A 24,354-nucleotide genomic window follows, 5' to 3' on the forward strand; every position below is an offset into this window, starting at 1 on the left:
AATGAGCCGGTTTCGCTCCTGATGCCGCCCAGCCAGGCCCCCAATACCGACGTCGATCTCGACGCCATCGCGCCGGACGCGCTCGACCGCCTGGACCAGGGCGTGATCGGGCTCGATTCGGCTGGCACCGTCGTGGCCTTCAGCGAGGGCGCGAGCGCCATCTCGGGCCTTTCGCGCGAGGCCGTGCTGGGGCGGGACTATTTCCGCGACGTGATGCCGGGCACCAACGTGCCGAATTTCCGGGGCCGGTTTCTGGCAGGGGCCCGCCGCGGGACGCTGGACGAGACCTTCGACTACGTCTTCGGCCGGCTGCCGCAGCCTCTGCGGGCCCGGATCCATATGCGCCATGGCCAGATCGCCGGGGGCAGCCCGGTGACATGGCTGACCATCGATCCGGTGGAGAGCCTGGGGGCCGACCACTCGCGCGAGGCCGTCATGGCGGCGATCGGCCGGCGGGTGCGCGCCGAGCCGGTGGATGCCAGCCTGTGCGAGCGTGAGCCCATCCACATCCCGGGCTCGATCCAGCCCAATGCCGTGATGCTCGCCGCCGACGCCGGGACGCTCCTGGTGGTCGCCTATTCGGCCAATGTCGGCGAGATCGTCGATCCGATCGAGCCGCCTCTGGCGGGGCGCCCCCTCGCGGACGTGCTGCCGGCGGATTTCGTGGCGGCGATCCGCGCCCGTCTGGCGCGCGGGACCCTCCATGACGGCGCGTCCCTGCGCCGGACCCTGGCATTCCCGGGCCGCGGGACCGCCTATCACGCCGTCGCCCATGCCCATGCCGGCCGCCTCATCGTGGAGATGGAGCTGGAGCCCGATTCGGCCGACGATTTCGCCACCGCCAGTCAGGCCGATACCGAACTCGCCGTCGGCCGCCTGCGCGAGGCCGGGACCCTGGCGGATATCGCCCGGATCGCAGCCCTCGAGATCCGGGCGCTCACCGGCTTCGAGGCGGTCTTGGTCTACCGCTTCGACACGGACTGGAACGGCGAGGCCGTGGCCGAGGACAAGGTGCCCGACTGGTCGCGCAGCCTGCTGGGCCTGCGCTTCCCCGCCTCCGACATCCCCGCCCAGGCCCGGGCCCTCTACACCAAGGCCAAGAGCCGCTTCGTCATCGATCGGGACAGCGTGCCCGTCGGGCTGGTCTCGGCGCCCGGCGCCGGCAACGGCCCGATCGACCTGACCTTCGCCCAGCACCGCACGCTGTCGCCCATCCACCTGGAGTACCAGCGCAATCTCGGCGTGAACGGCTCCATGTCGATCTCGATCATGGTCGAGGGGCGGCTCTGGGGCCTGATGATCGGGCATCATCGCCGCCCGCACTACGTCACGCCGGAGACCCGCGCGGCCGCCACGGTGCTGACCGACGCCTTCGCCATGCGGGTGCAGGAGATCGAATCGCGCCGGCTCTGGGCCGAGCGGCAGGCCCATCTCGACGTCGAGGGGCGTCTCGTGCGCGGCCTGACCCGATCCGACGATTTCGTGGCGGCCCTGACCGGCGGCACGACGACGCTGCTCGACCTGTTCGGCGCCACCGGCGCCGGCATCGTTTCAGGCGACCGGGTCACGGGGATCGGGCGGACGCCGCCGGTCGACATGGTGGCGGCGATCGCGGGCTGGCTGCGGGCGGGCGTGCCGGCGGGCGAGGTCGCCTACAGCAGCGACAGCTTCACCGCGGATTATCCGGAGGCGGGCCCGCATCGGGAGATCGCCAGCGGCCTGCTCGCCGTCTTCGTCGATGCCTCGCGCGAGAACCTGCTGCTGTGGTTCCGGCCGGAGGTGCCCAGCACGGTGACCTGGGGTGGCGATCCGCGCAAGCCCGTCCTCGCCGGCAGCGGCCCGGTGGCGGTGCTGCCCCGCCGCTCCTTCGAGCGCTGGGTCGAGGAGCGCACCGGCTTCGCCGCGCCCTGGGCGGAATGGCAGGTCCACCTCGCCGGCTCCCTGGCGGAGGCCGTCGAGGGCGTGGTGCTGCGCCAACGCCGCAAGATCGATGAGCTCACCGGCCTGCTCGCCGAGAAGGAGCGCCTCCTCGAGCAGAAGGATCTGCTCACCCGGGAGATCGACCACCGGGTGAAGAACTCCCTGCAGATCGTCTCGGCCTTCCTGCAGATGCAGCGGCGCCAGATCGCTGACGGCGAGGCGCGGCAGGCCTTCGCCGACACCTCCGCGCGGGTGATGAGCGTCGCGCGGGTGCATGACAGCCTGTACCAGGCCGACCGGTTCGACGAGGTGGATCTCGGCCAGACCATCGAGAGCCTGTGCAACGACCTCGCGGGGCTGGCAGGCGACGGGCATGCCGTCGATCTCTCGGCGGAACCGGGCCTGATGGTGCCCTATCGCAAGGCGGTGGCGCTCTCGCTGATCGCGACGGAACTCGTCACCAACGCCTTCAAGTATGCGGCCAACCCGACAGGCGGCGGCCGTGTCGAGGTCAGCGTCTCGGCATCGGGCCCCGGCGAGGTCCAGTTGCGGGTCTGCGACGACGGATCGGGCCTGCCCGACGACTGGGCGGACGCCAAGGCGCGGAGCAAGGGATCGGGACTGGGCATGAAGCTGATCCGGGCGATGCTCGATCAGATCAACGCCAAGCTCACCGTCGCCAACAATCCCGGCGCCTGCTTCACGATCACCGCGTGAGAACCCGCGACGGCCTGCATGCGCGGCTGCGTGCCGCGACCGATCCGGCTCACCGGGCGCTGGAGGCGTCCCTGGACTGGCAGGCGCGGGTCGCGACCCTGAGCGGCTACCGCAACCTGCTGGGGCGTCTCTACGGGTTCCACGCGGTCTGGGAATCCGCCATCGGGTCCGGGCTCGCCGACGAGGTTTTCCTGGCGCCGCGCCGCCGCCTCACGCGCCTCGCCGCCGATCTCGACCATCTCGGCCTGACGCCCTCCGCGGTCGCGGCGCTCCCGCGACCGACCTCCCTGGTCTTCGACGGACCGGCTGCCGCCATGGGCGCGCTCTACGTGCTGGAAGGCTCGACATTGGGCGGCCAGCTGATCGGCCGCCACATCGCCGGCCTGCACGGCTTCTCCGGCGACGGCCTCGCCTATTACCGGGCGCACGGGCCCGCCGCGGGGGCGATGTGGGCGGCCTTCCGGACGCGCCTGGAGATCTTCGGCGAGGACCCGGCCGCGGAGGCCGCGCTCACCGGCGCGGCCGTGTCGACCTTCTCGGCGATGGGCGCGTGGCTCGGCCCCGGTCCGGAGACTCCGGTCGCCGCCTGAGCCGATCAGCGTACGCCGAGGGCGTCACGCTCCGCCGCCAGATGGACCATCAGCCGCTCGGCGAGGCGCCCCGGCGGCCGTCCCGCCGGCCGCACCAGCACGGTCTCGATGGGGATCTCGGGCCGGAACGGCCGCAGCACGATGGGCCATCCGCCGAGAGCCCGGGCCGGGACCGGGTCGACGATGGCGGCTCCGAGACCCTCGGCCACGAGGCCGCAGCGCGCCGCGGTGTACTCGGCCATCAGGGCGAAATGCGGGGTCACGCCGGCCTGCGCGAAGGCCGCCTCCGTCGCCGCCTGCACGGGACTCGATCCGGCCGCGATCAGCGGCACATCGGCGAGATCCGCCGCCGTGATGGCCCGTCGGCGGGCCAGGGCGTGCCCGCGAGGCAGCACGCACACGGCGGCGACCCGCAGGAATGTCTCGGCGATCACGCCCGCATGGCCGGACCGCGGCCGGGCCAGTCCGAGATCGCATTGGCCCGAGGCGGCCCAGGACCAGATCGTGTCCGGGCTCGGGACGTGGATGGAAATGCGGAGACCGGGGCATTCCGCGTCGAGCCGCCGGATCGCGCGGGGCAGCAGCCCGGCGGCCAGGGAAGGCTGACAGGCAACGCGGAGACCGCCGGTGCCGCGCTCGCGGATGCGGCACGCGGCTTGTCGCAGGTGATCCAGCCCGGCGAACGTCTGCGCAACCTCTTGGGCGAAGGCCTCGCCTTCCGGGGTCGGGAGGGCGCTGCCGTGGCCGCGCACGAACAGCGTGAAGCCGAGTGTCGCCTCGAGCTGTGCGATGGCACGACTGATGTGGGGTTGACCGATCCCCAGGACCTCGGCGGCACGCGTCATGCCGCCGTGACGCATCACGGCGCGGAAGAGGTCGAGATGCGCGGGGTTGATCATGCCGAACGTGCATGGAATCGGGTCTTGGCGGCATTTGACGGCATCGACCGTGCCGGTTGTCAATGAGGCCCGGCACCCTGACCCGAGAGGCCCGTTCTCGATGCTCGCCTTCGCACTCTCCGCCCTGCTCGCCGTCCTGGCGGGCGCCGGACTCGTCCTGCAGCAGATCCTGAACGCCAACCTGCGCGCGGGCCTCGACTCGGCGTCCTGGGCTGGCGTCTCCAGTTACGCCGTCGGTCTCGCCTGCATGGCTCTGCTCGCCGTAGCCCTGCGCGATCCCGCCCCGGCCGTAAGCGTGGCCGGGCGGATCCCATGGTGGACCTGGAGCGGCGGCCTGTTCGGCGCGCTGTTCATCGGACTCGCCATCCTGCTCGTCCCGAAGCTCGGCGCCGCGACCTTCTTCGCCCTTCTGGTCACGGGCCAGATGCTCACCTCGGTGCTGTTCGATCAGGTCGGCCTGCTCGGCCTCGCGCAACGGCCCGTCGATCTGCCCCGCCTCTTCGGGGTCGCGCTCCTGATCGGCGGCGTCGTGCTGATCCGCCGGTAGAGCGGGGTCCGCGTCACGGCGTCTCCGCCAGCAACCCCTCGACGAAGGTGGTGAGGCCGGTGCGGCGCGTCCGCCGGAGCCGCTCCGCCGCCAGGATGCCCTGGAGGGCCCGGAAGGCGTTCTGCAGGTCGTCGTTGACGATGACGTAGTCGTACTCGACCCAGCGTTGGATCTCGGTCCGGGCATTGGCGAGACGCTTCTCGATCGTCTCGGCCGAATCCTCTGCCCGGCGCTCCAGGCGCTGACGCAGCTCGGCCATGCTGGGCGGCAGGATGAAGACCGTCACCACGTCCTGGGCGAGCTTGGAGCGCACCTGCCGCGTGCCCTGGTAGTCGATGTCGAAGATCATGTCCCGGCCGGAGCCGAGCACCTTTTCCACCGGCCGCCGGGGCGTGCCGTAGAAATTGCCATGGACCTCCGCCCATTCGAGCAGGTCGTCCCGGTTGCGCAGGTCGTCGAAGGCCTCGCGATCGATGAAGTGGTAGTGCCGCCCGTCGATCTCGGAGGGGCGGCGCCCCCGCGTGGTCACGGAGATCGACAGGTCCAGCGCCCAGCTCGGATCCTGGGCGATCGCCCGCGTCAGGGTCGTCTTCCCCGCCCCGGAGGGCGAGGAGAGGATCAGGATCAACCCCCGCCGCGCGATGGAATCGGAGACGCTCCCACCCTGCTCGGTCATGCGCGTGGCTCCCCGACGTTTCGCATCCGTATTCTCACATCCTGATCCGGCATCATTCGATGTTCTGGACCTGCTCGCGGAACTGCTCGACCACGGCCTTCAGGTCCAGGCCGATCCGCGACAGGCTGATGTCGTTGGCCTTGGCGCACAGCGTGTTGGACTCGCGGCCGAACTCCTGGGCGATGAAGTCCAGGCGCCGGCCGATCGCGCCGCCGGCCGCCAGCAGCTCCCGGGCGCTCGTCACATGGGCCCGAAGCCGGTCCAGTTCCTCGCGCACGTCCGCCTTGCCGGCGAGCAGCATCGCCTCCTGATGCAGACGGTCCGGATCGAGGCCGCTGCCGCCCAGCGCCGCGACGGCCGCCTCCAGACGCGCCCGCACGGCTTCGGGCTGACGCGCGGGATTCGCCTCCGCGGCCTCGGTCAGCGCGGCGATCCGGTCGACCTGGCCGATGACGACCTGTTCGAGCTGCCGCCCCTCCGCGCGGCGGGCCTCGACGAGATCCGCGACCAGCTGGACCACGCCTGCGGCCAGATCCCGGGCGAGGGCGTCGGTGTCTGCCGCCTCGTCCTCGACCTCGATCACGCCGCGGACGCCGAGCAGCCCGTCCATCGTGGCGGGGGCCACACCCTCGGGGACCGGCACCCGGGCCACCGCCTGGGCGAGACTCGCCAGCAGCGTCTCGTTGATCCGCACCCGCGCGGTGGTCTCCGGCTTGGTGAGCGTCAGGGTCAGCTGGCACTGGCCGCGGGTCAGGGTCTTCTGCAGGGCGGTGCGGGCGGTCTCGCCGAGCCCGTCATAGCCGGCCGGCACACGGGTGCGCACGTCGAGGCTGCGCCCGTTGACGCTGCGGACCTCCCAGACCCAGTGGACCGGTCCGGTACTACCGGCCGCCCGGGCGAAACCGGTCATGCTCGTGATCTGGGCCACGCCGACCCCCGTCCCCGTGAAGATCGGGGCCTGTAGCACGGATCTCTCCACGGGGAAGAGGCCGGTCCCTGCGACGGACCCATCCCGGCCCGCGCGCGGGTCCCGTCGCCCCCGCGCCACCGAGGACGTCACGGATCGACTTTCGTACGACGCCGCCAACATTGCATTTCAAGATCAAGTTGTGTTCGTAGGTCCGGGTCGTTTTCACAAGAACCCGGATGGCGCATGCCACGATCAGTGTTGACCAGGTCCGCGCTCACGCCGTTCGGCATGTCCGCGCTGGGCGTCGGCATGTGGGAGGACGTGCCGCATCTGGGACGCGTGCGCGGGGATGCGACGATGGCCCGGATCTTCGGGCTGACCGAGGCCGAGGCGGCGCAGGGCGTGAGCTGGGAGCAGCTCTCCGCGCTCTTCCATCCGGAGGACCTCGCCCGGGACCAGATTCAGCGCCGCCGTGTCCGCGACGAGGGCGGCCTCTTCGCGTGGGAGCATCGCATCGTGCCCGCCCCCGGGCTCGTACGCTGGGTGCTGGCCCGCGGCCGGTTCGAGCGCCGCGCGGACGGGCTGGTCTATGGGCGTGGGATCGTGATCGACATCACCGACAGCCGGACCGAGGGGCCGTTCGAGCCCCCGGCGGGCTTTCTCGGGGCGCCGGCCGAGCAGGGCTCCGTCGTCGAGCAGATGGCGGATGGCGCGATGCGTCTGTGGGAGCGCCTCGGCGATCTCGGGCTCGACGAGGCGAAGCGGGTGCAGCCGCTGCTGGAGGCCCTGCTGTATGAGCTGGGACGCCAGATCGCGGCGTCCCTGTCGGGCCCTCCTCCGGACGGGCAGCGGCGCCCGCGAAACCCGAAGGCGCATTGAGGCCGGCGTGAGCCCGGCGCGGCTGCGTCACGTCTGACGACGCGTCGCAGCAATCCGGCCGGAGCTGGTCCCTAGCGCCGGCCCCGGGGCGCCGGGGCCGGTTCGCTCAGGGCCGGCACCGTCTTGGGCGAGCCCAGGTCGTAGCTGCGGTTCTTCAGGGGGTCGAGGCGCGTGCCCTCGGAGGCGTCGAAGGCCCGCGAACCCGGCGTGCCCGTATCCGCGGCGAAGGCCGCGTTGGTGTTGATCCCGTTGGCCGCAGGCGCACCGCCCGGCGCGTAGGCCGAGGCGCGGCCCGGCGTCGCCGGATCCGGACCCGGCTCGACCTTGTCGACGGCGTCCGGCGGCGCCTGCCGGCTCTTCTCCACGGCCCGCCAGCGGGCGACGTTGCGCTGATGCGCCTCGAGGGAGTCGGCGAAGGCGTGGCCGCCGGTGCCGTCCGCCACGAAGTAGAGGTCCTTCGTCCGGGAGGGGTTGGCCACCGCCTCCAGGGCGGCCCGGCCGGGATTGGCGATCGGCCCCGGCGGCAGGCCCTCGATGACGTAGGTGTTGTAGGGCGTCGGCCGGTCGATCTCCGACCGGAGGATGCCGCGCCCGAGGGTGCCGCGGCCCCCCACGAGGCCGTAGACGATCGTCGGGTCGGATTGCAGCTTCATCCGCTTGTTCAGGCGGTTGATGAAGACGCCGGCCACCCGGGGCCGCTCGTCGGCACGGCCGGTCTCCTTCTCCACGATGGAGGCGAGGGTGACCATCTCGGCCGGGGTCCGCACCGGCACGTCGGCGCTGCGCCGCAGCCAGATCTGGTTCAGAACCTCGCGCTGCTTGGCCTTCATCAGGTTGACGATCTGCTGACGGGTGGCCCCGCGCTCGAACTTGTAGGTGTCGGGCAGGAGCGAACCTTCCGGGGGGATCTCGTTGATCTCGCCGGTGAGCACGTCATTGTCGTTGAGGCGGCTGACGATCTGCTCGGAGGTCAGGCCCTCCGGGAAGGTGATGGCGTGCTGGACCTGCCGGCCGGTGGCGATGGTGTCGAGGGCGTCTGAGATGCTCGCATGCGCCTTGAACACGTATTCCCCGGCCCGGAGCGCCGGCCGGCCGCCGAAGCGGGCGGCGAACTCGAACAGGCCGGTATGGTCAATCACGCCCTCGCGCTTCAGGGTCTCGGCGATCTCCGCCGTTCCGCTGTGGGTCGGGATCACAACGACCTTGTCGGCCGCGAGCGGCCCCGGCTCGCGCACCTGCCGCTGGAACAGCGTGATCCCGATCATCGCCGCGATGGCGATGACGACCGCGAAGGTCAGGGCTCCGCTGATGAGGCCCACGAGGCCGCTCCGCTCGCGCTCGGGCTTCTCCGGGGGCGGGGGCGCGACCGTCGGTTTGATCGCCTCGCCGGGGGAGCGCGGCGAGAGCCGCTGCGGCAGGGCGGGCTCGCCCGTCGGATCCTGCGCGGTGGTTTCGGGCGCGGGCGTCTTTGAGCGGCGGAAGAACATCGGGATCCTGTCTGGGCCCGCGCGACCCGTCACGCGTTGCGGGCCGGGATCGGCTGCCCGCAACCGGGTGCGCACGTCGAGGCGCTAGACCCTAGCCGGGTTTGTGGCGAAATTGCCGTTTCGCGGCGCAGTGACGCACGGTTCGTTGCGGTCAGTTCGGGGGCTGGCAGGTCGCGCAGAAGAAGGTCGAGCGGTTCGCCTGGACGATGCGGGTGATGGAACCGCCGCATCCCGGCCGGCTGCAGGACAATCCGACCCGATCGTAAACCCGGAAGGCGTGCTGGAACGCCCCCGCGCTGCCATCCGTGTGGGCGTAGTCGCGCAGGGTCGAGCCGCCGGCCTCCACGGCCTCCTGCAGGACCTTCACGATCGCCTTGGCGAGGGCGTTGGCCTTGGGCGTCGGGCGCCCGTCGGGCCGGACGAGGCTCCCGGCCGGGGCCTCGGGGTGCAGGCGCGCCCGGTGCAGCGCCTCGCACACGTAGATGTTGCCGAGGCCCGCGATCAGGCGCTGGTCGAGCAGGGCGGCCTTCAGCGGCGCGATCTTGTGGCGGAAGAGCTGCGCGATCACCGCCCCCGTCAGACCATCGAGGGGCTCGATGCCCATCCTGGCGAAGTGGCGGCAGCCGGCGAGATCCGCGCTCGGGACCAGATCCATGAAGCCGAAGCGGCGGGCGTCGTTGTAGGTCACCGTGGCGCCGGTGCTCATCGCCATGACCACATGGTCGTGCTTGGGCGTGCCCTGGGCCCCTTCGAGGTAGAAATCCCCCGGCGACAGGTTGCTGCCGTCCGGCAGGGCCACGTCGAACCGGCCACTCATGCCGAGATGCATGACCAGGGTCTCGCCCGAGTCGAGCGCGGCGGTGAGGTATTTCGCCCGGCGCGCGAGGTCCGTGACGGTCCGCCCTTCCAGCCGGGCGGCGAAGCGATCCGGGAAGGGGAAGCGCAGGTTGGCCCGGCGCAGGGTGACACGGCTGAAGCGGGCTCCGACCAGGGCGGGCGCCAGGCCCCGCCGCACCGTCTCGACTTCGGGAAGCTCCGGCATCTCTCTCGCGACTTTGCGTGCGTGGCGCCTCATGCGCCGGCTCCGGATATCGGCGGGATCGGTCCGGGCCGCAACCGCGCGGCTCCGGCGCGGTTTGCCGCGCAGGCTGCGGACACCGGTGAACAGGCCGCTGCGCGCCGTGCGCGCCGGGTTCCGGACCCCTATCGGCGCCGCAGACGGACGTAGAGCGCGCCGCCGCCGCCATGGTGGCGGGCGGCCTCCTCGAAGCCGAGGACGATGCCGCGCAGTTCCGGCCCCCGCAGCCAGTGCGGCACGCTGCGGCGGAGCACCCCGCGCTCGGCGAAGGCCTCCGCGTAATCCGGTCCGCCCTTGCCGGTGACGACCAGCACGTAGGAATGCCCGGCGGCCCGCGCCCGGAGCAGGAAGCCCGTCAGCGCGGCATGGGCCTCCGTCTGCACCATCCCGTGCAGGTCGATCCGCGCCTCGATCGCCAGTCGTCCGCGGCGCAGGCCGACCTTGGCGGTCCGCTCCAGGCTGGTGCTCGGGCTGTGGCGCTGCGGCGGCGGCTGATACGGCGCGGCGGTTGCCGGACGCGGCGGCTCCGGTGCCGGTTTCGGCGGATGCTTCGCCCGCGGCCTCTTGGCGGTTGGCGGCGCGCTGGGCTTCAGGATCGGGGCCGACAGGGGCGGCATGGCGGCGGTCGGGGGCGCCGGCGGTCGGGGAAGTTCGGGGGTCGGGGACGCGCGGCCCGGCAACGGCGTCACCAGCTTGGCGATCGCGTCCCAGAGGCGGGCCTCGCCCGCGGTCAGGCGGCGCCCGCGGCGCGGGGGCCTCACGGCGCGGCTCCGGGCGCAGCGGCGCGGCGCGGCAGCAGGACCACGAATCCGATGGCGTCGCGGAGGTTTCCGGCGACCACGCCGGCCGCAGGACCGGTGCCGACGAAGAGGTCGCCGCGGGCAGGGCCGACGATCGCCGATCCGGTATCGGCGGCGATGACGAGGCGCCCGGTGGCGTCCGGGGCTCCGTCCTGCGCCGCGCCGGGCAGCGGCCCTGCGAGCCAGAACGGCAGGCCGTACCGCCAGAGGGTCGAATCGACCGCCAGGCTGCGGCCCGGGCTGAGCGGCGCGTTCGCGGCGCCGGGCGGCCCGAGAGCCGGATCCGCGACCGGGGCGAGGCGGAAGAAGATGTAGGAGGCGTTGGTGCGGATCAGGCGCTTGGCGATCTCGGGATGCGCGCGCAGCCAGCCGGTCCAGCGGGCGAGCGTCAGGCCCTCGAGCGGCAGATGCCCCTCTTGGACGATGAGCTTGGCCACCGCCGTATAGGGGCGTCCGTTGCGGCCGTCGTACAGCACCCGCACCGCGCGACCGTCCGGTAGCCGGACGCGCCCGGAGCCCTGGACCTGCAGGACCAGCAGATCGACCGCGTCGCGCAGCCACAGGATCGGCTTCGCATGCGCCCCGAGGGCTCCGTCGTCGATGGCGGCGCGGTCGGGATAGGGGGCAAATCCGTCCGCGGTGGCCCGCGCGGCGCGCAGGGTCGGATCGAGCCCCGGACGGGTTTCGCCGGGGGCGAGGGAGATCAGGTCGTCGGGACGGGCGAGCACCGGCGTCGGAAAATCCGGCCCGGGCGCGAGGGAGCCCGTGAGCTCCGGCTCGAAATAGCCGGTCAGGAAGCCGGGCCGATCCGCGCCGGGCCGATTGATGCGGAAGGCGTCGAACCGCTCGCGGAAGAACGCGGCGGCGTCCGGCACGGGGCCGGCCGCGGCCGTGCAGGCCTCGGCGAGGGCGGCCGGATCGCCCGCGACGCCGTCCGGCTGGGGCTGGGCGGGCGCCGGTGCCGCGCAGACCCGCCGGAAGGCGTCGAGCGCCGCCTCCGCCTGCGCACCGGGAAAGCCCGGCAGGTCCGCCGGGGCGACGGGGCTCAGGACCGCACCGCCGACCGCCGTCGGCGCGGCGGACACGGATGGACTCAGCAGGAACGCGAGGAGGGCGGCCGGGACTGCTCCGGACCGGGCATGGGGAATCGGCACGGCAAGATCGTCACGGCACGCCTGTCACGGGCTCAGGCGCCGGCCTCGGTGGCCACGAGCTGCCAGTTCGGGTCCCGCGAGCCGAGGGTGCGGGAGAAGGTCCAGACATCCGGAACCTCGACCACCGTCTCGGCACTGCCGTCCACCACCTTGCCGTCCGCGTTGCGGGTGGCGGTGATGAGGTTCGACAGGAAACGCACGGTGACGTGAGCCACCCGGTTGCGCACCTCGACGGCCACGATCTCAGCCTTGTCGATGGAGACGAAGGTGGTTTCCAGGGTCTGCCGGTTGCGCTCCCGCTCGGCGATCGCGCGTTCGAAAGCCTCGCCGACCTCCTTGGACAGCAGGCCGCGCAGGGTCTTCCGATCGCCCTTGGCGAAGGCGATCATGATGGCTTCGTAGGCGGATTTCGCGCCCTCGACGAAGGCGCGCGGGTCGAACCCGGGCTCCGCCTGGACGCAGGCCTCGAGGCCGCGGGCGACCTCGGATCCCGGCTCGGCGATCCCCCGCCAGTCCCGCGGCGCGGCGGCGGTCGGCGGCGCGGCCTGCACCCGGTCGGCACCCGGCAGCCGGACGACGTTGTCGCCGTCGGAACGCGCCTGCGGTTCGGTGCGGCTGCGGTCGACCGGCTTGAACGGCGAGCGTTCGGCGCCTGTCTTCTGACCGAGCACGGAGCGCAGACGCCAGATCACGAAGACGGCCAGCGCCAGGAAGATGATCGTCGTTACGTCGAAACTGTCCTGCATCACCGATCCGATGGTGGCCGCGGCGAGACCCTGTGCCCCTTGCTCAGGTCATGCCCGGTGCGGCGCCGGCTAAGCGCGCATAGGTCTGGCCGACTCATATCCGACCAACGCGCCGGGAGCGAGCCGGTTGTATCGTCGGGGTCAACTGGTCCCGCACGCAATCGCGATATGGGTTGCCGGTGCCGCCGGCGCCAGCGCCCCGTCACCTCGCCTGTCACCTCGCCTGTCACTTCGCTTGTCCAGGCCCGGCGCGCGTGTTAGCGGCCCTGCCGTTTGGGTAGTTCCGCGGCGTGATCCAGCGGCTCCCGCCGCGACAACAACCCGCGCCGGCCCCGCCGGTCGATCGAGAAGGATGATCCGCATGGCCGATTCCCCGGCAGCGAACGGCAACGGCGGCGGCATGCCGCAGGGCGATGTGCCGACCATCAATGCCCTGGCGCAGTACACGAAGGATCTCTCCTTCGAGAATCCGAACGCCCCGCGCTCCCTTCAGCCCAAGGAGGGCCAGGGGCCGCAGATCAACATCCAGGTGAACGTCAACGCGCAGCAGCTCTCCGAGACCGATTTCGAGGTCGAGCTGAAGCTCGAGGGCGACGCCAAGATCCAGAACGAAGTGCTGTTCGCCTTCGAGGTGACCTATGCCGGCGTGTTCCGGCTGCTCAACATCCCGGCCGACCAGATCCATCCGGCGGTGATGATCGAGTGCCCGCGCCTGCTCTTCCCCTTCGCCCGCCAGATCGTGGCCGAGGCGGTGCGCAACGGCGGCTTCCCGCCCCTGTACATCGACCCGATCGATTTCGTCGGCCTCTACCGGCAGAAGGTGATGGAGCAGCAGGGCGCCCAGGGCCCGCTCGCCTCCTGAGGTGACGACCGGCGGCCGCGCGGCGGCCGCCGGGACCCCGAGAGGCCGCCGCCCGCGCGCACAGGGCGTCCGCTCAGGAGCGCGGCGCTCAGTGCGACGAAGCTGCCCGGCAGGTCGGGCAGCCCCCGAACCGGCCGCTGACCTTCCCGGCGCCTTCGGGTGCCGTGCTGGGCGCCAGGGCTGCCACCGCGAGCCTGCCCATCGCCGCCGCCGACGAGGACCCCGGTCCCGGTCAGGGCGGCCGCGCCGCGGACCGTGCAGGGTTTCGCCCGCTCTCTCGCCGAAGACGCCGCACGTCGCCCCGCATGAGGGTGTCGCCGCCCTGCTCCGCGACGGAGGCTGCGTTCCGGGCTTGACCGTTCCGGGGTCCCCGTTCACGTCCGGGGCCCGAAACGGCTCCAGGATCGCATGGCCCCCACCACAAACCTCGCCTTGATCAACCTGTTCATCGGGGACATCCAGGGCGGCCTCGGCCCCTTTCTGGGAACCTGGCTGGCGGAATCCGCCTCGTGGAGCCCCGCCCGGGTCGGCTTCGTCGTCACGCTGGTGGGGTTCGGCACGCTGTTCCTGAGCGGCCCGTTCGGTGCCCTGGTGGATCGGTTCCCCCGGCCACGCCTGCTGATCGCCCTGGCCTGCGGGGCGATCCTCGCGGGCACGCTGCTGCTCCTCCCGGCGCGCAGCTTTCCGGCGGTCCTGTGCGCGCAGCTGCTCGCCGCGGCCGGCGGCACCCTGCTGTTGCCGGCGGTCGCGTCGCTGACCCTGGGCATCGTCGGGAAGGACCGCTTCCCCGCCCAGCAGGGCCGCAACCAGGCCTTCAACCACATCGGCATCCTGGTCGCGGCGGGGGGCATCAGCCTCGGCACCGGCTATTTCGGGCCTGCGATCGCCTTCTGGGTCCTCGGCGGCATGGCTGTGGCGGCGATCGGCGCCACGCTGACGACGCCCGCCGGCGCCTGGAACCGGCGCCGCGCCGTCGGTTGGAAGGAGGACGACGCGGACGAACCCGAGCGCAGCGGCCTGCGTCAGGTTCTCGGCAACCGCCGTCTGCTGGTGCTGACCGTGGCGCTGACCCTGTTCAACCTGGGGAACGGCGGCATGCTCTCGCTGCTCGGGCAGAAGCTCGTGGCGACCGCGGCCGACGCCACCACGTGGACGGCGCGCTACGTCATGGTGGCGCAACTCGTCATGGTGCCCGTGGCTCTGTTTGCCGGTTCGCTGGCCGACAGGCGCGGACGCCGTCAATTGCTGATGGTGGCCTTCGCCGTGCTGCCGGTGCGCGCGCTCATGTCCGGATTGATCGACGATCCGGTGTGGCTGATCGCCGCCGAGGTGCTGGACGGCGTGGCCTCCGGCATCGTCGGGGTGGCGGTGCCCGTGGTGGTGGCGGACCTGACCTGGGGATCGGGCCGAACCCAGACGGCGCTCGGCAGCGTCAACGCGGTGCAGGGCGTGGGCGGCGCGCTCTCGAGTTGGTACGGCGGCCTGTCATACGGGCTGTTCGGCTGGACCGGTGCCTTCCTGGCCCTCGGCGTGCCGGCGCTCGTCGCCCTGGCGCTCGTGATCTGGCTCGACGCCACCCCTGAGGCCGGCCGCCGCCGGCGCCGGCGGGAGCGGCGCAGCCCCGTCGTTCAGGAGGCGTAACGGGCGCGCGGCGGTATCCCGCTCGCGACCACGGCACCGGCCCCCGTCATCGCACGCGCAGGCAGGTATATCCGCAGGCACACCCGCTGCGCCGGAGATGTCGGGCAGCCGGCCCGACCACGGCGGCCCGTCGCATGGGCGACCCTTCTGAAACACGAAAGCCCGGCCGCCGGGCCGGGCTTCGTGACGATGCCGCTGCGTGCCGCTCAGCCGATATGGGGGCTGCCCGTGGCGGCGGGAAAGCGGTCGGCGAGCGCACGGCGCAGCTTTTCCAGGGCCCGGTTCTCGATCTGGCGGACCCGCTCCTTGGAGATGCCGAGCCGCTGGCCCAGGGCTTCGAGGGTCGCCTGATCCTCGGCGAGGCGGCGCTCGCGCAGGATGCGCAGCTCACGCTCGGACAGGACGGTCAGAGCCTGCTGCAGCCAGCTGAGGCGGCGCTCGCCGTCGACCGTGGCGCTCACGGTCTCGTCCGGCAGGTCGGCCCCGTCGACCAGGAAATCCATCCGTTCCGAGGACGCGTCGCTGTCCTCGCCCACGGGGGCGTTGAGCGACATGTCGGGGCCGGACAGGCGCGCATCCATCAGGGCCACGTCGTCACGGGAGACGCCGATCGCGCTGGCGATGCGGCGATGGATCTCGTCGCCGACATGTTCCTCGGTGGATTGCATCAACCGGGCGCGCAGCCGGCGCAGATTGAAGAACAGGGCCTTCTGCGCCGAGGAGGTCCCGCCGCGCACGATCGACCAGTTGCGCAGGATGTAATCCTGGATCGAGGCGCGGATCCACCACGTCGCATAGGTGGAGAAGCGGACGTCCCGCTCCGGCTCGAACCGGGCCGCGGCCTCCATCAGGCCGACATGCCCTTCCTGGACGAGGTCGGCCATGGGCAGGCCGTAGTGACGAAAACGCCCCGCCAGGGCGATGACGAGGCGCATATGGGCCGAGATCAGACGGTGGAGAGCCCGCTCGTCGCGCTCGTCCTTCCATCGGACGGCGAGGCCCCGCTCTTCTTCCCGGGCCAGGAAGGGCGCCTCCATGGCAGTCCGTATGAACTGCCGTCGAATTCCCGCGATCTCAGCCATCCGCCTGCCTCTTGTTGCCGAGTGCTGTTGCGGCGTCGGACCCAAGGACCCGACGCGCAGGCGCCACCGGGGGGTGACGCCAGGCAACCGACAACGGAAGGCAAAACGGGAAAGTTCCGTCCCGATGCCCCACAATGCGACAACGCAGCGGCCACGAATTCGTGTTCCGTCGGGAAGACATGGGATCCCGCCCCGCGCCGTCCAGCCCATGCCTTCGCGAACGGTCAGGGCCGTCGGGGGGAGCCGGCCGCGCGGACGCATAAAAAAACCCGGCCACCAGGGCCGGGTTGAATGTCGTTGTCGCGATGCGATGCCCGCCTCAGGCGGCTTCCTCCTGAAGGTCGTCGCCCTCGCTGTCCCCCTCGGCCTCGGCTTCGGGCTCGGCCTCGTTCTTCGCCCGGCGGGGCGACTTAGCGAGGCTCTGCTCGATCAGCTTCAGCGCCTCGGTCTCGGTGATGCGGTTGACCGAAGAGATCTCGCGCACGATCCGGTCCAGAGCCGCCTCGTACAATTGGCGCTCGGAATAGGATTGCTCGGGCTGGGCCTCGGAGCGGAACAGGTCGCGCACGACCTCGGTGACGGAGAGCAGATCACCCGAGTTGATCTTGGCCTCGTATTCCTGCGCGCGGCGCGACCACATGGTGCGCTTGATCCGGGCGCGGCCGGTCAAAAGGTCGAGAGCCTTCTTCACCAGTTCCGGCTCGGCGAGCTTGCGCATGCCGACACTGTTGGCCTTCGCCGTGGGGACGCGCAGGACCATCTTGTCCTTCTCGAACGAGACCACGAACAGCTCAAGCTTGTAGCCCGCGATTTCCTGCTCCTCGATCGCGGTGATGCGACCGACGCCGTGGGCCGGATACACGACAGCCTCGCCGGTCTTGAAGCCCTGCCGGCCTGTGGTCGTCGTCTTCTTGGCTGTGGTCATGCGAGAAGGGCCTCCACTGGCGCGCAGCGTTCGGCGCCGCGCGAAACCGTGTTCTTCCGGGCGGGACACCCGGTCTGCCTCGCCGCTCCCGAAACCCCCGCGCCCAGCGCGACGATCCCGGTCATTCCCCGGCGCGGCCGTGCAAGCACCTGGCGCGTCCGCCGAAGTCTCCTTCGGCGGCCGATCGCGTACTACTCCTAACAACCGAAAATCGAAGGCGTTTCAGCCGGAGGGAGCACGTCAGGCGCAAGCGACGGCAGGCGGATTGTCTACCACAATCCGGCGCGCAGATCAAAGCATCCCTGAAGACGCACGCGCGGACCAAGCGCGGCGTCAAAGAGTTTTACACTGGTGCCATGGGACAGGAATGACCTGGCCGCGTATCTGGGCTTCGTATGACGCAGCCCCGAGGAGGCCTCCAGCGAAGCGGCGGGGCTGAAAAAACTTCCCGCCCACTGGAAAGCCGCGGGCGCATGCGCGTCAGATCCTGTGAATTCGCCCCGAGCTCAGTCGCCAGATCCAGGATTCGGCGAGAAATGCGCCTCCAGCTTTCCGGCCTTTCCGTCCCACTCCTTGGCGTCGGCCGGAGCTTCCTTCTTCTGCGTGATGTTCGGCCAGGTTTTGGCGTAGTCGGCGTTCAGCTTCAGCCACGTGTCCAGATTCGACTCCGTGTCGGGCTTGATCGCTTCGGCCGGGCATTCCGGCTCGCACACGCCGCAATCGATGCACTCATCCGGATGAATGACGAGCATGTTCTCGCCTTCATAGAAACAATCCACCGGACAGACCTCGACGCAGTCCGTGTATTTGCACTTGATGCAATTGTCGGTGACGACGTAGGTCATCGGATGTCTTCGTCCTAAAACTCGACTTGGCCCGGGCAGAGCCTGGGGACGGCCTGCGCGCGCCAGCGGGCGCTGCGAGGGGAACGCCGGTGAGGCCCGGCGCGGAGCCGGGCTTCGGAGGCCAACGGCTCTAGACCCTGCCTCCCGGGCTGACAAGCGCGTGTGCGCCGCATGCGGTCCGCGACGGCCCGCTCGCGCGGGGGCTGTGGCACAGCCTCATCACTCGTGCGTCTCGACCGGCGGCCCGCCGCCGGACAGATCGTCGTACAGCAGCCGCGCTTCCGGGGCGGGGCCGCGCCGTACGCCGAGGCCGAGGACCCTTACAGCCAGGGTCGCGTGCGGCGCGGCCACCGTCACCACGTCACCGATGCCGATCGCCCGCGCCGGGTTCTCGGCCCGGCTGCCGTTCACCCGGACGAACCCGTCGGAGGCCAGCCGCGCTGCCAGGGACCGGGTCCGCGCGAAGCGCGCGAACCACAGCCATTTGTCGAGGCGCTGCCGGTCCTCCCGCATCCGCGGTGAAGGTCAGCGCTTCCCGCCGTCGCCGGCCTCGAGCTGCGCCTTCAGCGCGGCGAGCTTGGCGAAGGGCGAATCCGGATCGGGCGCCCGCTCGCGCCGGGGCGGCCGCTGGTCGGGCCGCGGGCCGGCATGGCGCTGCTCCGCATTGCGCTGATCGTCGCGGCGTTCCGGCCGACCGCCCTCGAACCGGTCGCGGCGTGGACCGCGATCCCGTCCGGGCCGCGGGCCGCCGTCGCCACCCTCGGCGCGGCGCTGCTCCGGCCGGCCGCCATCCGCGCGTCCCTGGCCCGGGTTCTGGCCCGGCTGTCCCGCATCCCGGCCGCGTCCCGCGCCGCGGGGGCGATTCTGCGGACGCTGGTGCGCCGGGCGCTGATGCCGCTGCAGGCGCCAGACGTCGATCTGCAGAACCTCCGCGGCGGGTTCGCCCTCCGCGGCCGTGCCTTCGGCCGCATCGGCCGCAGTGGGCTCCGCCTCGGCCGAGCCGGGCGCGGCCTCCTCGGTGGCGGAGACCGGCTCGGCGGCCGGCGCAGCCTCCTGGGGAGCCTGGTCCGGTTGCTCCGATCCGGCGCCGGTCGCCTCCGCGTGCGGCGCATCGCCCGCGGGCTCCTCGGCCTGCTCTCCGGCGGTCGCATCGGCTGCGAGGTCCGACGCCTGATCCTCGGTCGGGGACGCCTCGGCCTCGACGGCCGGGACCTCATCCCCCGGGGAGGCGTGTTCTGCGGCGGTCTCGCCGTCCTCCGCGGCCGGAGCCTCGTCGCCGGCCGGCTCCGCGGCATCCGCCTGCGCGGCAATGGCCTCGTCGGAAGACGCCTCGGCCGGGGCGGCCTGTGCGGCCGGCGCCGTGGCCGCGGCGGGGACGAGCGGCACCGTGATGGCGGGGCCCGGACGCGTCTCCACGTTGTAGCCCAGGGACTTCAGGATCGAGGCGAAATCCTCGCCCGAGCAGCCGACCAGGGAGGTCATGCCGACGGTGGCCACGAAGCCGTCGCCGTCGGCCGTTCCGTCCGGCGGGGCGCCCGGGGTGGTGCCGGGGCGATAGGCGATGGCCGGGCGGATCAAGTCGGCGAGCCGCTCCAGGATGTCGACGCGCACCGCGCGCTCGCCGCTGACCCGGAAGCCGGCCGCGCGGTACAGCCCCTTGGCGATCTCGCGGTCCACCTTGATCGAGGTGCGGCCGGAGCCGGCCAGATGCGCGATCTCGTCGAGGCCGCGCTGGTCGAGGCCGCCGTTACGCAGGGCCCAGAGCTGCGCCGCGAGCGTCCGGGGCGCCGGCTTGAGCAGGGCCGGCAGGAAGATGTGGTAGGCGCCGAAGCGGACGCCGTGGCGGCGCAGCGCCCCGCGGCCGTCCTGATCGAGGCTGCGCATCTCGTGCGCCACCTTCGAGCGTTCCAGCACGCCCAGCGCCTCGACGACCTGGTAGCCGATGCCCTTGGCGAGACCCGTGAGGTCCGCCGCGGTCTCGATCTCCATCAGAGGGCCGAGCAGGCGCACGATGTAGGCTTTCAGCCACGCATCCAGGCGGGCCTCCACCTTCTCGCGGTGCGCGCCGGTCAGGCTGTCGTCCGCCAGCAGACGGATCTGCGGGGCGAACAGCTTCTCGCCGGGGGTGAGCTTGGCCACCGGCGCGCCGGTCCACCGGATCGTGCCGTCATGCGAGAGCACGAGGGTCGAATCGGCGGTCGCGGCGAATCGTTCGGCCCGCGCCTCGATCTCGCCCGCGAGCGCCTTATCGGCGGCGCTCCTCAGGGTCTTGGCCTCGTGCCCTTCGGCGCTGGCATCGGGAACGAACAGGAATCCGTGAAGGTGGCCGACATGCTGACCCTCGACGGTGACGTCACCGTCGGCGGTGATCTGGGCTTCGAGCATCGTGTTCTCTCTCAGGCGCCGCATCAGGACGCTGGTGCGCCGGTCGACGAAGCGGCTCGCGAGGCGTTCGTGCAGGGCGTCGGACAGTCTGTCCTCTACCCGACGTGTCTCGCCCTGCCAATGTTCCGGGTCACGCAGCCAGTCGGGTCTGTTGGCGACGAAGGTCCAGGTGCGTCCCTGGGCGATCCGACGGGACAGCGTGTCGATGTCGCCGTCGGTCCGATCGATCATCGCCACCTGCTCGGCGAACCACGTGTCGGGGATGCGGCCGGCCATCCCCTTCATGAGGAATCGGTACAGCTGGGCCACCAGATCGGCGTGCACCTGCGGATGGACCTTGCGGTAGTCCGGCACGCCGCAGACGTCCCAGAGCCGCCTCACCGTGGCGGCGCTGCGCGCCATGTCGCGGATGTCGTCCTCCTTCATGAGGATCTCGAGGGCCTGCTGATCCTCGCCCATGGGGGCGCGGGTCAGCCCCGATTCGCGCGGGTGCTCGTCGAGGCTCGCCTGCAAGCCCTCCAGGCTGCCGAAGCGCAGGTCCGGATTGCGCCATTGCAGGATGCGGAGGGGATCGAAGTCGTGGCTCTCGAGCCGCTCCACCAGCTCGGCCTCGAAGGTCGGGCAGCGCCCGGTGGAGCCGAAGGTGCCGTCGGCGAGGTGGCGCCCGGCGCGGCCGGCGATCTGGCCCATCTCGGCGGGGGTGAGCTTGCGGAAGCGGGTGCCGTCGTACTTCCAGTTCGCCGCGAAGGCGACGTGGTCGACGTCGAGGTTGAGGCCCATCCCGACGGCATCGGTGGCGACGAGGTAGTCCACGTCGCCCGCCTGGTACATCTCGACCTGGGCGTTGCGGGTCCGGGGGGAGAGCGCGCCGAGCACCACTGCGGCGCCCCCGCGCTGACGCCGGATCAGCTCGGCAATGGCGTAGACCTCCTCGGCCGAGAACGCGACGATCGCGGTGCGCCGGGGCAGGCGCGACAGCCGCTTCTCCCCCGCGAAGGTCAGTTGCGAGAGCCGCGGCCGGGTCGTGGTGTGGACGTTGGGGATCAGGTCCTGAACCAAAGGCAGCATGGTCGAGGAGCCGATCAGGAGGGTTTCCTCCCGGCCGCGGACGTAGAGCAGGCGGTCGGTGAAGACGTGGCCGCGGTCCATGTCGGCGGCGAGCTGGATCTCGTCGATGGCCACGAAGGCCACGTCGAGGTCGCGGGGCATCGCCTCGATGGTGCAGATCCAGTAGCGCGGTCGGTCCGGCTTGATCTTCTCCTCGCCGGTGACCAGCGCGACCTTCTCGGGGCCGACCTTGGCGACGACGCGCAGGTAGACCTCCCGGGCGAGAAGCCGCAGGGGCAACCCGATCATCCCGGTCGGGTGCGCGAGCATCCGCTCGATGGCGAGATGCGTCTTGCCGGTGTTGGTCGGCCCGAGGACCGCGGTGACGCCGCGGGCGCGGGCATCGCGGGACAGCGAGCGGCTGGGCGAGGGGCGGAGCAGCGCGTCGATGGTCGGCGGTTCCTTCGAACGGGAAGGCCGTCGCGGCGCCGTCGCGGCGCGGGCGGGGAGGCGGGTTCGACCGACCGGCCGGGTCTCAGGGACGGTAGCGCCGGGACGGTCCGCCCTCATATGGGATGCCGCCCCCGCCAGGTCCAATCTGGGGCGTGATCATCGGGAAGATGTCGATCTGCGTCGTCGGCGTGCCCGGCTGCGGTGCCACGTCGGCGCAGAGCGTGTCGGGCACCGCCACGAGGGGGCCGCGCCGCGGCGGCCGGTGCTCGACGACTTCGGCCGACGAGAAGGCGTCGCCGCCGCAGCCCGGATCGGCGGTGCCGGCGCTCAGGGGCTGCGCGGCCGCCGGGCCGGTGACGACGGCCAAGGCGAGGGCGATTCGGAGAGCAAGCGGGCGCATCCGCCGATTATCGCCGGGAACGTGAAGATTTCCTCCACCTCCGGCCGCGCGCTCCGGAGCCGCCTCCTCTGGGCCCGCAGGCACCTGAGGGAGAGCGCCACGGTTTCAGGCCTCGCGCTGCCCGAAGGCGCGGCGCTCCGGGCTGAGGGCGGCGCGGGCTGCATCGACCGCGGGCTCCGAACGCCAGGCGGATCAGTCGACGCCTTCGACGAGGACCACCTCGCCGATCCCCGCCGGCCGGCGCTTGGCGACGGCGGCCTGGTACTCGGGCGAGAAATAGTAGGCGCGCGCCGCCTCGTAGGACTCGAACTCCAGCACGACGTTGCGCGGACGGGCCTCGCCCTCCAGCGCCTCGCAGCGGCCGCCGCGCACCAGCGGCGTGCAGCCGTACTTGCGCATGGCCTCGGAGGCCATGGCGGCGTAGTCCTTGTAGGTCTCCGGATCGGTGACCGTCATCCGGACGATGATGTAGCCCTTGGGCATTGGCTGACCTCCCTGGCGCGGCTGTCGCGCCGCGCGGACGTGCCGGGAAAGCCGCGGGCGGTCAAACCGCCGCTACTGCCCGGGCAGGCTCGCCTGTGCGACGCTGGTGCCGGCGGCGCCGGCCGTCCCGGTCGTCCCCGCATTGCCGCCCTGGCTCCAGCGCGTCGCCTCGATGATGTTGGTGCCGATCGTGGTGAGCACCGAGATGCGCAGCGGGATCAGGACCCGCGTCCCCTCGACGGGGGCGAGCCAGACCGACATCTCGCGGTTCTCCTCCATGAACTTCACCCCCGGCCGGTCCGGGCGGTGGCCGGCCACCGCCTGGTAGCGGGCGTTGCAGACGAGCACCGGGCCGGCATAGCCGGGCTTCTGAACCGGGCGCGTCTCGGCGTAGCTCAGCACCACGTTGAAGCGGGTGGCGCCGTCGAAGACCGGCAGGGTGCGGTTGCAGTTTTCCGGATCGAGGGGCTCGCCGCGTCCCTGAGTCGGCATCAGCAGGGCGCTGACCGGGTCGATGATGCCGCGCTTGTTGGAGGCAGTGACCGGCACGCGGTCCTGCATGTCGACGAGGGGCGGTGTGATCTCGGCCTGGACCACGTTGCCGTGCGCCAGGGCCATGCGCACCGCGATTCCGGAACTGGCCGTCTGGGTCGCGATGGCGAAGGCCCCGGGCTGCGGTGCCGCCGCGAAGCTTCCGGAGGCCCGGGCCGAGCCCTTGCCGCCGGTGATCGCGCCGACGAGGCCCGTGAGCACCGCCGACACGTCCATGAGGTAGCGGTCGCGGTCGAACGAACCGGCCAGCCGCGCCGTGCCGATCGGCAGGCCGGCGAGGTTGATGCCGTAATCGACCGCCACGGTCGCGGCAGCCCCCGCGGCCCGCTTCGCGCGCGACGCCCGCGAGGCGGCATCGGCCGGAGCCATGAGGGCAGCGAGGGCGAGGAGGCTGCCCGCGAGGCGCCCGGCAGCGTGCTTTGTCACAGGCTTGATCATCCGACGGATTGGCGTGGCGCTCATGATCCGGATCGCATCCCAGGGCGGGCGGCCCAAGACACGCGCTCGGACACACCCTCTCGAACACCCCCGCGCGTCGGACGCCTCTCGAGGCCCGGAGCCGGGAGAGGCACCTTCCTGCAGGTGGAAGAAGGCTATATCCCGGCATCGTGGTTAACAGACCGTTGGGCGGCCGGGGCGGCCCGGGCGGCTCTGCGGTCGGCGGGCACCTTGACGCGGCGCGCCTTCGTCGCCTATAGGCTCGCGCCTTCAACAGGACTCCGCCGGACCTGGAACACGCAATGGGCGCCGCCTGCTGCGACGATGATCGCGCCGGTCGCGATCGGGTCTATTCGGGCGGAACGAGACGGGATCGTTTTTTATCATGGCGCGCCGCTGCGAACTCACCGGCAAGGCCGTTCAGGTCGGCCACCTCGTGAGCCACTCGAACCGCAAGACCAAGTGCCGGTTCCTGCCGAACCTGTGCAACGTCACCCTCCAGTCCGACGCGCTCGGCAAGCGCGTCCGTCTGCGGGTCACCGCGCACGCCCTGCGCTCCGTGGAGCACCGCGGTGGGCTCGACGCCTTCCTGATCAAGGCTGGCGAGGGCGACCTGTCGCAGACCGCCCGCCTCCTGAAGCGCGAGATCCACAAGAAGCTCGCCGAGGCCCCGGCCGTCGCGGCCTGAGTCTCCGGGCTTCACGCCATCCTTCATCGGACGGTTCGAACCGCCGTGGCCCCCGAGGCCGCGGCGGTTTCCGCTTGCGCGCAACAGGCACCGTGATCCGGAAAATCCCGTCCATGACCGCATCCTGAGGGGCCGCGGCAGCGGGCCGCG

At 71.7% G+C, this 24,354-nt stretch carries 23 protein-coding genes; 7 read left to right on the forward strand and 16 right to left on the reverse strand.

The window, feature by feature from the left end; translation table 11 throughout:
• Positions 1 to 21 precede the first annotated feature (21 nt).
• Together A3862_RS13125 and A3862_RS13130 are read left to right on the forward strand one after the other, a co-directional pair.
• Complete coding sequence (locus A3862_RS13125) at positions 22 to 2,637, forward strand: histidine kinase dimerization/phosphoacceptor domain -containing protein (RefSeq protein WP_043354636.1); 2,616 nt, start codon at positions 22 to 24, stop codon at positions 2,635 to 2,637.
• On the forward strand, positions 2,634 to 3,227 hold the full coding sequence (locus A3862_RS13130; RefSeq protein ID WP_043385097.1) for a biliverdin-producing heme oxygenase: 594 nt from the start codon (positions 2,634 to 2,636) through the stop codon (positions 3,225 to 3,227). Before A3862_RS13125 ends, A3862_RS13130 begins: the two co-directional genes overlap by 4 nt.
• A gap of 5 nt (positions 3,228 to 3,232) precedes the next feature.
• On the opposite strand, the gene A3862_RS13135 is transcribed toward A3862_RS13130, so the two are convergent.
• Positions 3,233 to 4,126 carry a LysR family transcriptional regulator gene (locus tag A3862_RS13135; RefSeq protein ID WP_111473636.1) on the reverse strand — a complete coding sequence of 298 codons (894 nt, stop codon included), beginning with the start codon at positions 4,124 to 4,126 and terminating at the stop codon, positions 3,233 to 3,235.
• Between the two features lie 100 nt (positions 4,127 to 4,226).
• On the opposite strand from A3862_RS13135, the gene A3862_RS13140 reads away from it, so the two are divergent.
• On the forward strand, positions 4,227 to 4,673 hold the full coding sequence (locus A3862_RS13140) for a DMT family transporter (RefSeq protein ID WP_043759015.1): 447 nt from the start codon (positions 4,227 to 4,229) through the stop codon (positions 4,671 to 4,673).
• A 13-nt stretch (positions 4,674 to 4,686) separates the two neighbouring features.
• On the opposite strand, the gene gmk is transcribed toward A3862_RS13140, so the two are convergent.
• Positions 4,687 to 5,349: a guanylate kinase gene (gene gmk, locus A3862_RS13145; RefSeq protein WP_043354630.1), complete on the reverse strand. Its 663-nt coding sequence runs from the start codon at positions 5,347 to 5,349 to the stop codon at positions 4,687 to 4,689.
• Between the two features lie 52 nt (positions 5,350 to 5,401).
• A complete protein-coding gene (locus A3862_RS13150; RefSeq protein WP_043385162.1) occupies positions 5,402 to 6,259 on the reverse strand; it encodes a YicC/YloC family endoribonuclease in 858 nt (285 codons plus the stop codon).
• 255 nt (positions 6,260 to 6,514) lie between these two features.
• On the opposite strand from A3862_RS13150, the gene A3862_RS13155 reads away from it, so the two are divergent.
• Positions 6,515 to 7,138 (forward strand): PAS domain-containing protein, encoded by a 624-nt coding sequence (locus A3862_RS13155; protein ID WP_236962095.1) that lies wholly within the window; start codon positions 6,515 to 6,517, stop codon positions 7,136 to 7,138.
• Positions 7,139 to 7,209: 71 nt separating this feature from the next.
• Here the strand turns inward: A3862_RS13155 and mltG are convergent, their stop codons facing one another.
• From mltG to A3862_RS13180, 5 genes are all read right to left on the reverse strand, one after another.
• Entirely contained in the window at positions 7,210 to 8,625 is a 1,416-nt protein-coding gene (mltG, locus tag A3862_RS13160) for an endolytic transglycosylase MltG (RefSeq protein WP_043759011.1), read from the reverse strand.
• A 151-nt stretch (positions 8,626 to 8,776) separates the two neighbouring features.
• Entirely contained in the window at positions 8,777 to 9,667 is an 891-nt protein-coding gene (gene mutM, locus A3862_RS13165; RefSeq protein ID WP_043759009.1) for a bifunctional DNA-formamidopyrimidine glycosylase/DNA-(apurinic or apyrimidinic site) lyase, read from the reverse strand.
• 161 nt (positions 9,668 to 9,828) lie between these two features.
• Complete coding sequence (locus A3862_RS13170; protein ID WP_043354621.1) at positions 9,829 to 10,464, reverse strand: Smr/MutS family protein; 636 nt, start codon at positions 10,462 to 10,464, stop codon at positions 9,829 to 9,831.
• Positions 10,461 to 11,657 carry a murein transglycosylase A gene (gene mltA / locus A3862_RS13175; RefSeq protein WP_193376700.1) on the reverse strand — a complete coding sequence of 399 codons (1,197 nt, stop codon included), beginning with the start codon at positions 11,655 to 11,657 and terminating at the stop codon, positions 10,461 to 10,463. The genes A3862_RS13170 and mltA overlap by 4 nt, the downstream gene beginning before the upstream one ends.
• Positions 11,658 to 11,689: 32 nt before the next feature.
• Positions 11,690 to 12,403 (reverse strand): Tim44/TimA family putative adaptor protein, encoded by a 714-nt coding sequence (locus A3862_RS13180; protein ID WP_043354619.1) that lies wholly within the window; start codon positions 12,401 to 12,403, stop codon positions 11,690 to 11,692.
• A gap of 361 nt (positions 12,404 to 12,764) precedes the next feature.
• Here A3862_RS13180 and secB point away from each other — a divergent pair, with 361 nt between their 5' ends.
• Positions 12,765 to 13,265 (forward strand): protein-export chaperone SecB, encoded by a 501-nt coding sequence (gene secB / locus A3862_RS13185; RefSeq protein ID WP_012320646.1) that lies wholly within the window; start codon positions 12,765 to 12,767, stop codon positions 13,263 to 13,265.
• Between the two features lie 408 nt (positions 13,266 to 13,673).
• On the forward strand, positions 13,674 to 14,906 hold the full coding sequence (locus tag A3862_RS13190) for an MFS transporter (RefSeq protein WP_043354617.1): 1,233 nt from the start codon (positions 13,674 to 13,676) through the stop codon (positions 14,904 to 14,906).
• Between the two features lie 206 nt (positions 14,907 to 15,112).
• Here A3862_RS13190 and A3862_RS13195 read toward each other — a convergent pair whose 3' ends face one another.
• From A3862_RS13195 to A3862_RS13230, 8 genes are all read right to left on the reverse strand, one after another.
• A complete protein-coding gene (locus tag A3862_RS13195; RefSeq protein WP_012320644.1) occupies positions 15,113 to 15,988 on the reverse strand; it encodes an RNA polymerase factor sigma-32 in 876 nt (291 codons plus the stop codon).
• A 319-nt stretch (positions 15,989 to 16,307) separates the two neighbouring features.
• A complete protein-coding gene (locus tag A3862_RS13200) occupies positions 16,308 to 16,913 on the reverse strand; it encodes a CarD family transcriptional regulator (RefSeq protein WP_043354614.1) in 606 nt (201 codons plus the stop codon).
• Between the two features lie 506 nt (positions 16,914 to 17,419).
• The gene (gene fdxA / locus A3862_RS13205) at positions 17,420 to 17,758 is read right to left on the reverse strand and encodes a ferredoxin FdxA (protein ID WP_043354612.1); all 339 of its coding nucleotides are present in this window, start codon (positions 17,756 to 17,758) and stop codon (positions 17,420 to 17,422) included.
• 219 nt (positions 17,759 to 17,977) lie between these two features.
• The gene (locus tag A3862_RS13210; RefSeq protein ID WP_043385109.1) at positions 17,978 to 18,271 is read right to left on the reverse strand and encodes an RNA-binding S4 domain-containing protein; all 294 of its coding nucleotides are present in this window, start codon (positions 18,269 to 18,271) and stop codon (positions 17,978 to 17,980) included.
• 12 nt (positions 18,272 to 18,283) lie between these two features.
• Entirely contained in the window at positions 18,284 to 21,760 is a 3,477-nt protein-coding gene (locus tag A3862_RS13215; protein ID WP_420845321.1) for a helicase-related protein, read from the reverse strand.
• The gene (locus A3862_RS13220; RefSeq protein WP_043759006.1) at positions 21,726 to 22,043 is read right to left on the reverse strand and encodes a hypothetical protein; all 318 of its coding nucleotides are present in this window, start codon (positions 22,041 to 22,043) and stop codon (positions 21,726 to 21,728) included. The genes A3862_RS13215 and A3862_RS13220 overlap by 35 nt, the downstream gene beginning before the upstream one ends.
• A 192-nt stretch (positions 22,044 to 22,235) precedes the next feature.
• Positions 22,236 to 22,526 (reverse strand): DUF1330 domain-containing protein, encoded by a 291-nt coding sequence (locus A3862_RS13225; RefSeq protein WP_043351173.1) that lies wholly within the window; start codon positions 22,524 to 22,526, stop codon positions 22,236 to 22,238.
• A gap of 72 nt (positions 22,527 to 22,598) precedes the next feature.
• Positions 22,599 to 23,516, reverse strand: coding sequence for a DUF3108 domain-containing protein (locus A3862_RS13230; RefSeq protein ID WP_091954988.1), 918 nt, complete (start codon positions 23,514 to 23,516; stop codon positions 22,599 to 22,601).
• 385 nt (positions 23,517 to 23,901) lie between these two features.
• Here A3862_RS13230 and rpmB point away from each other — a divergent pair, with 385 nt between their 5' ends.
• Positions 23,902 to 24,204, forward strand: a complete 303-nt coding sequence (gene rpmB / locus A3862_RS13235; RefSeq protein ID WP_043351177.1) for a 50S ribosomal protein L28 — start codon at positions 23,902 to 23,904, stop codon at positions 24,202 to 24,204.
• Positions 24,205 to 24,354: the final 150 nt, after the last annotated feature.

The sequence above is a fragment of the Methylobacterium sp. XJLW genome, from assembly GCF_003254375.1.
GTDB lineage: Bacteria > Pseudomonadota > Alphaproteobacteria > Rhizobiales > Beijerinckiaceae > Methylobacterium > Methylobacterium fujisawaense.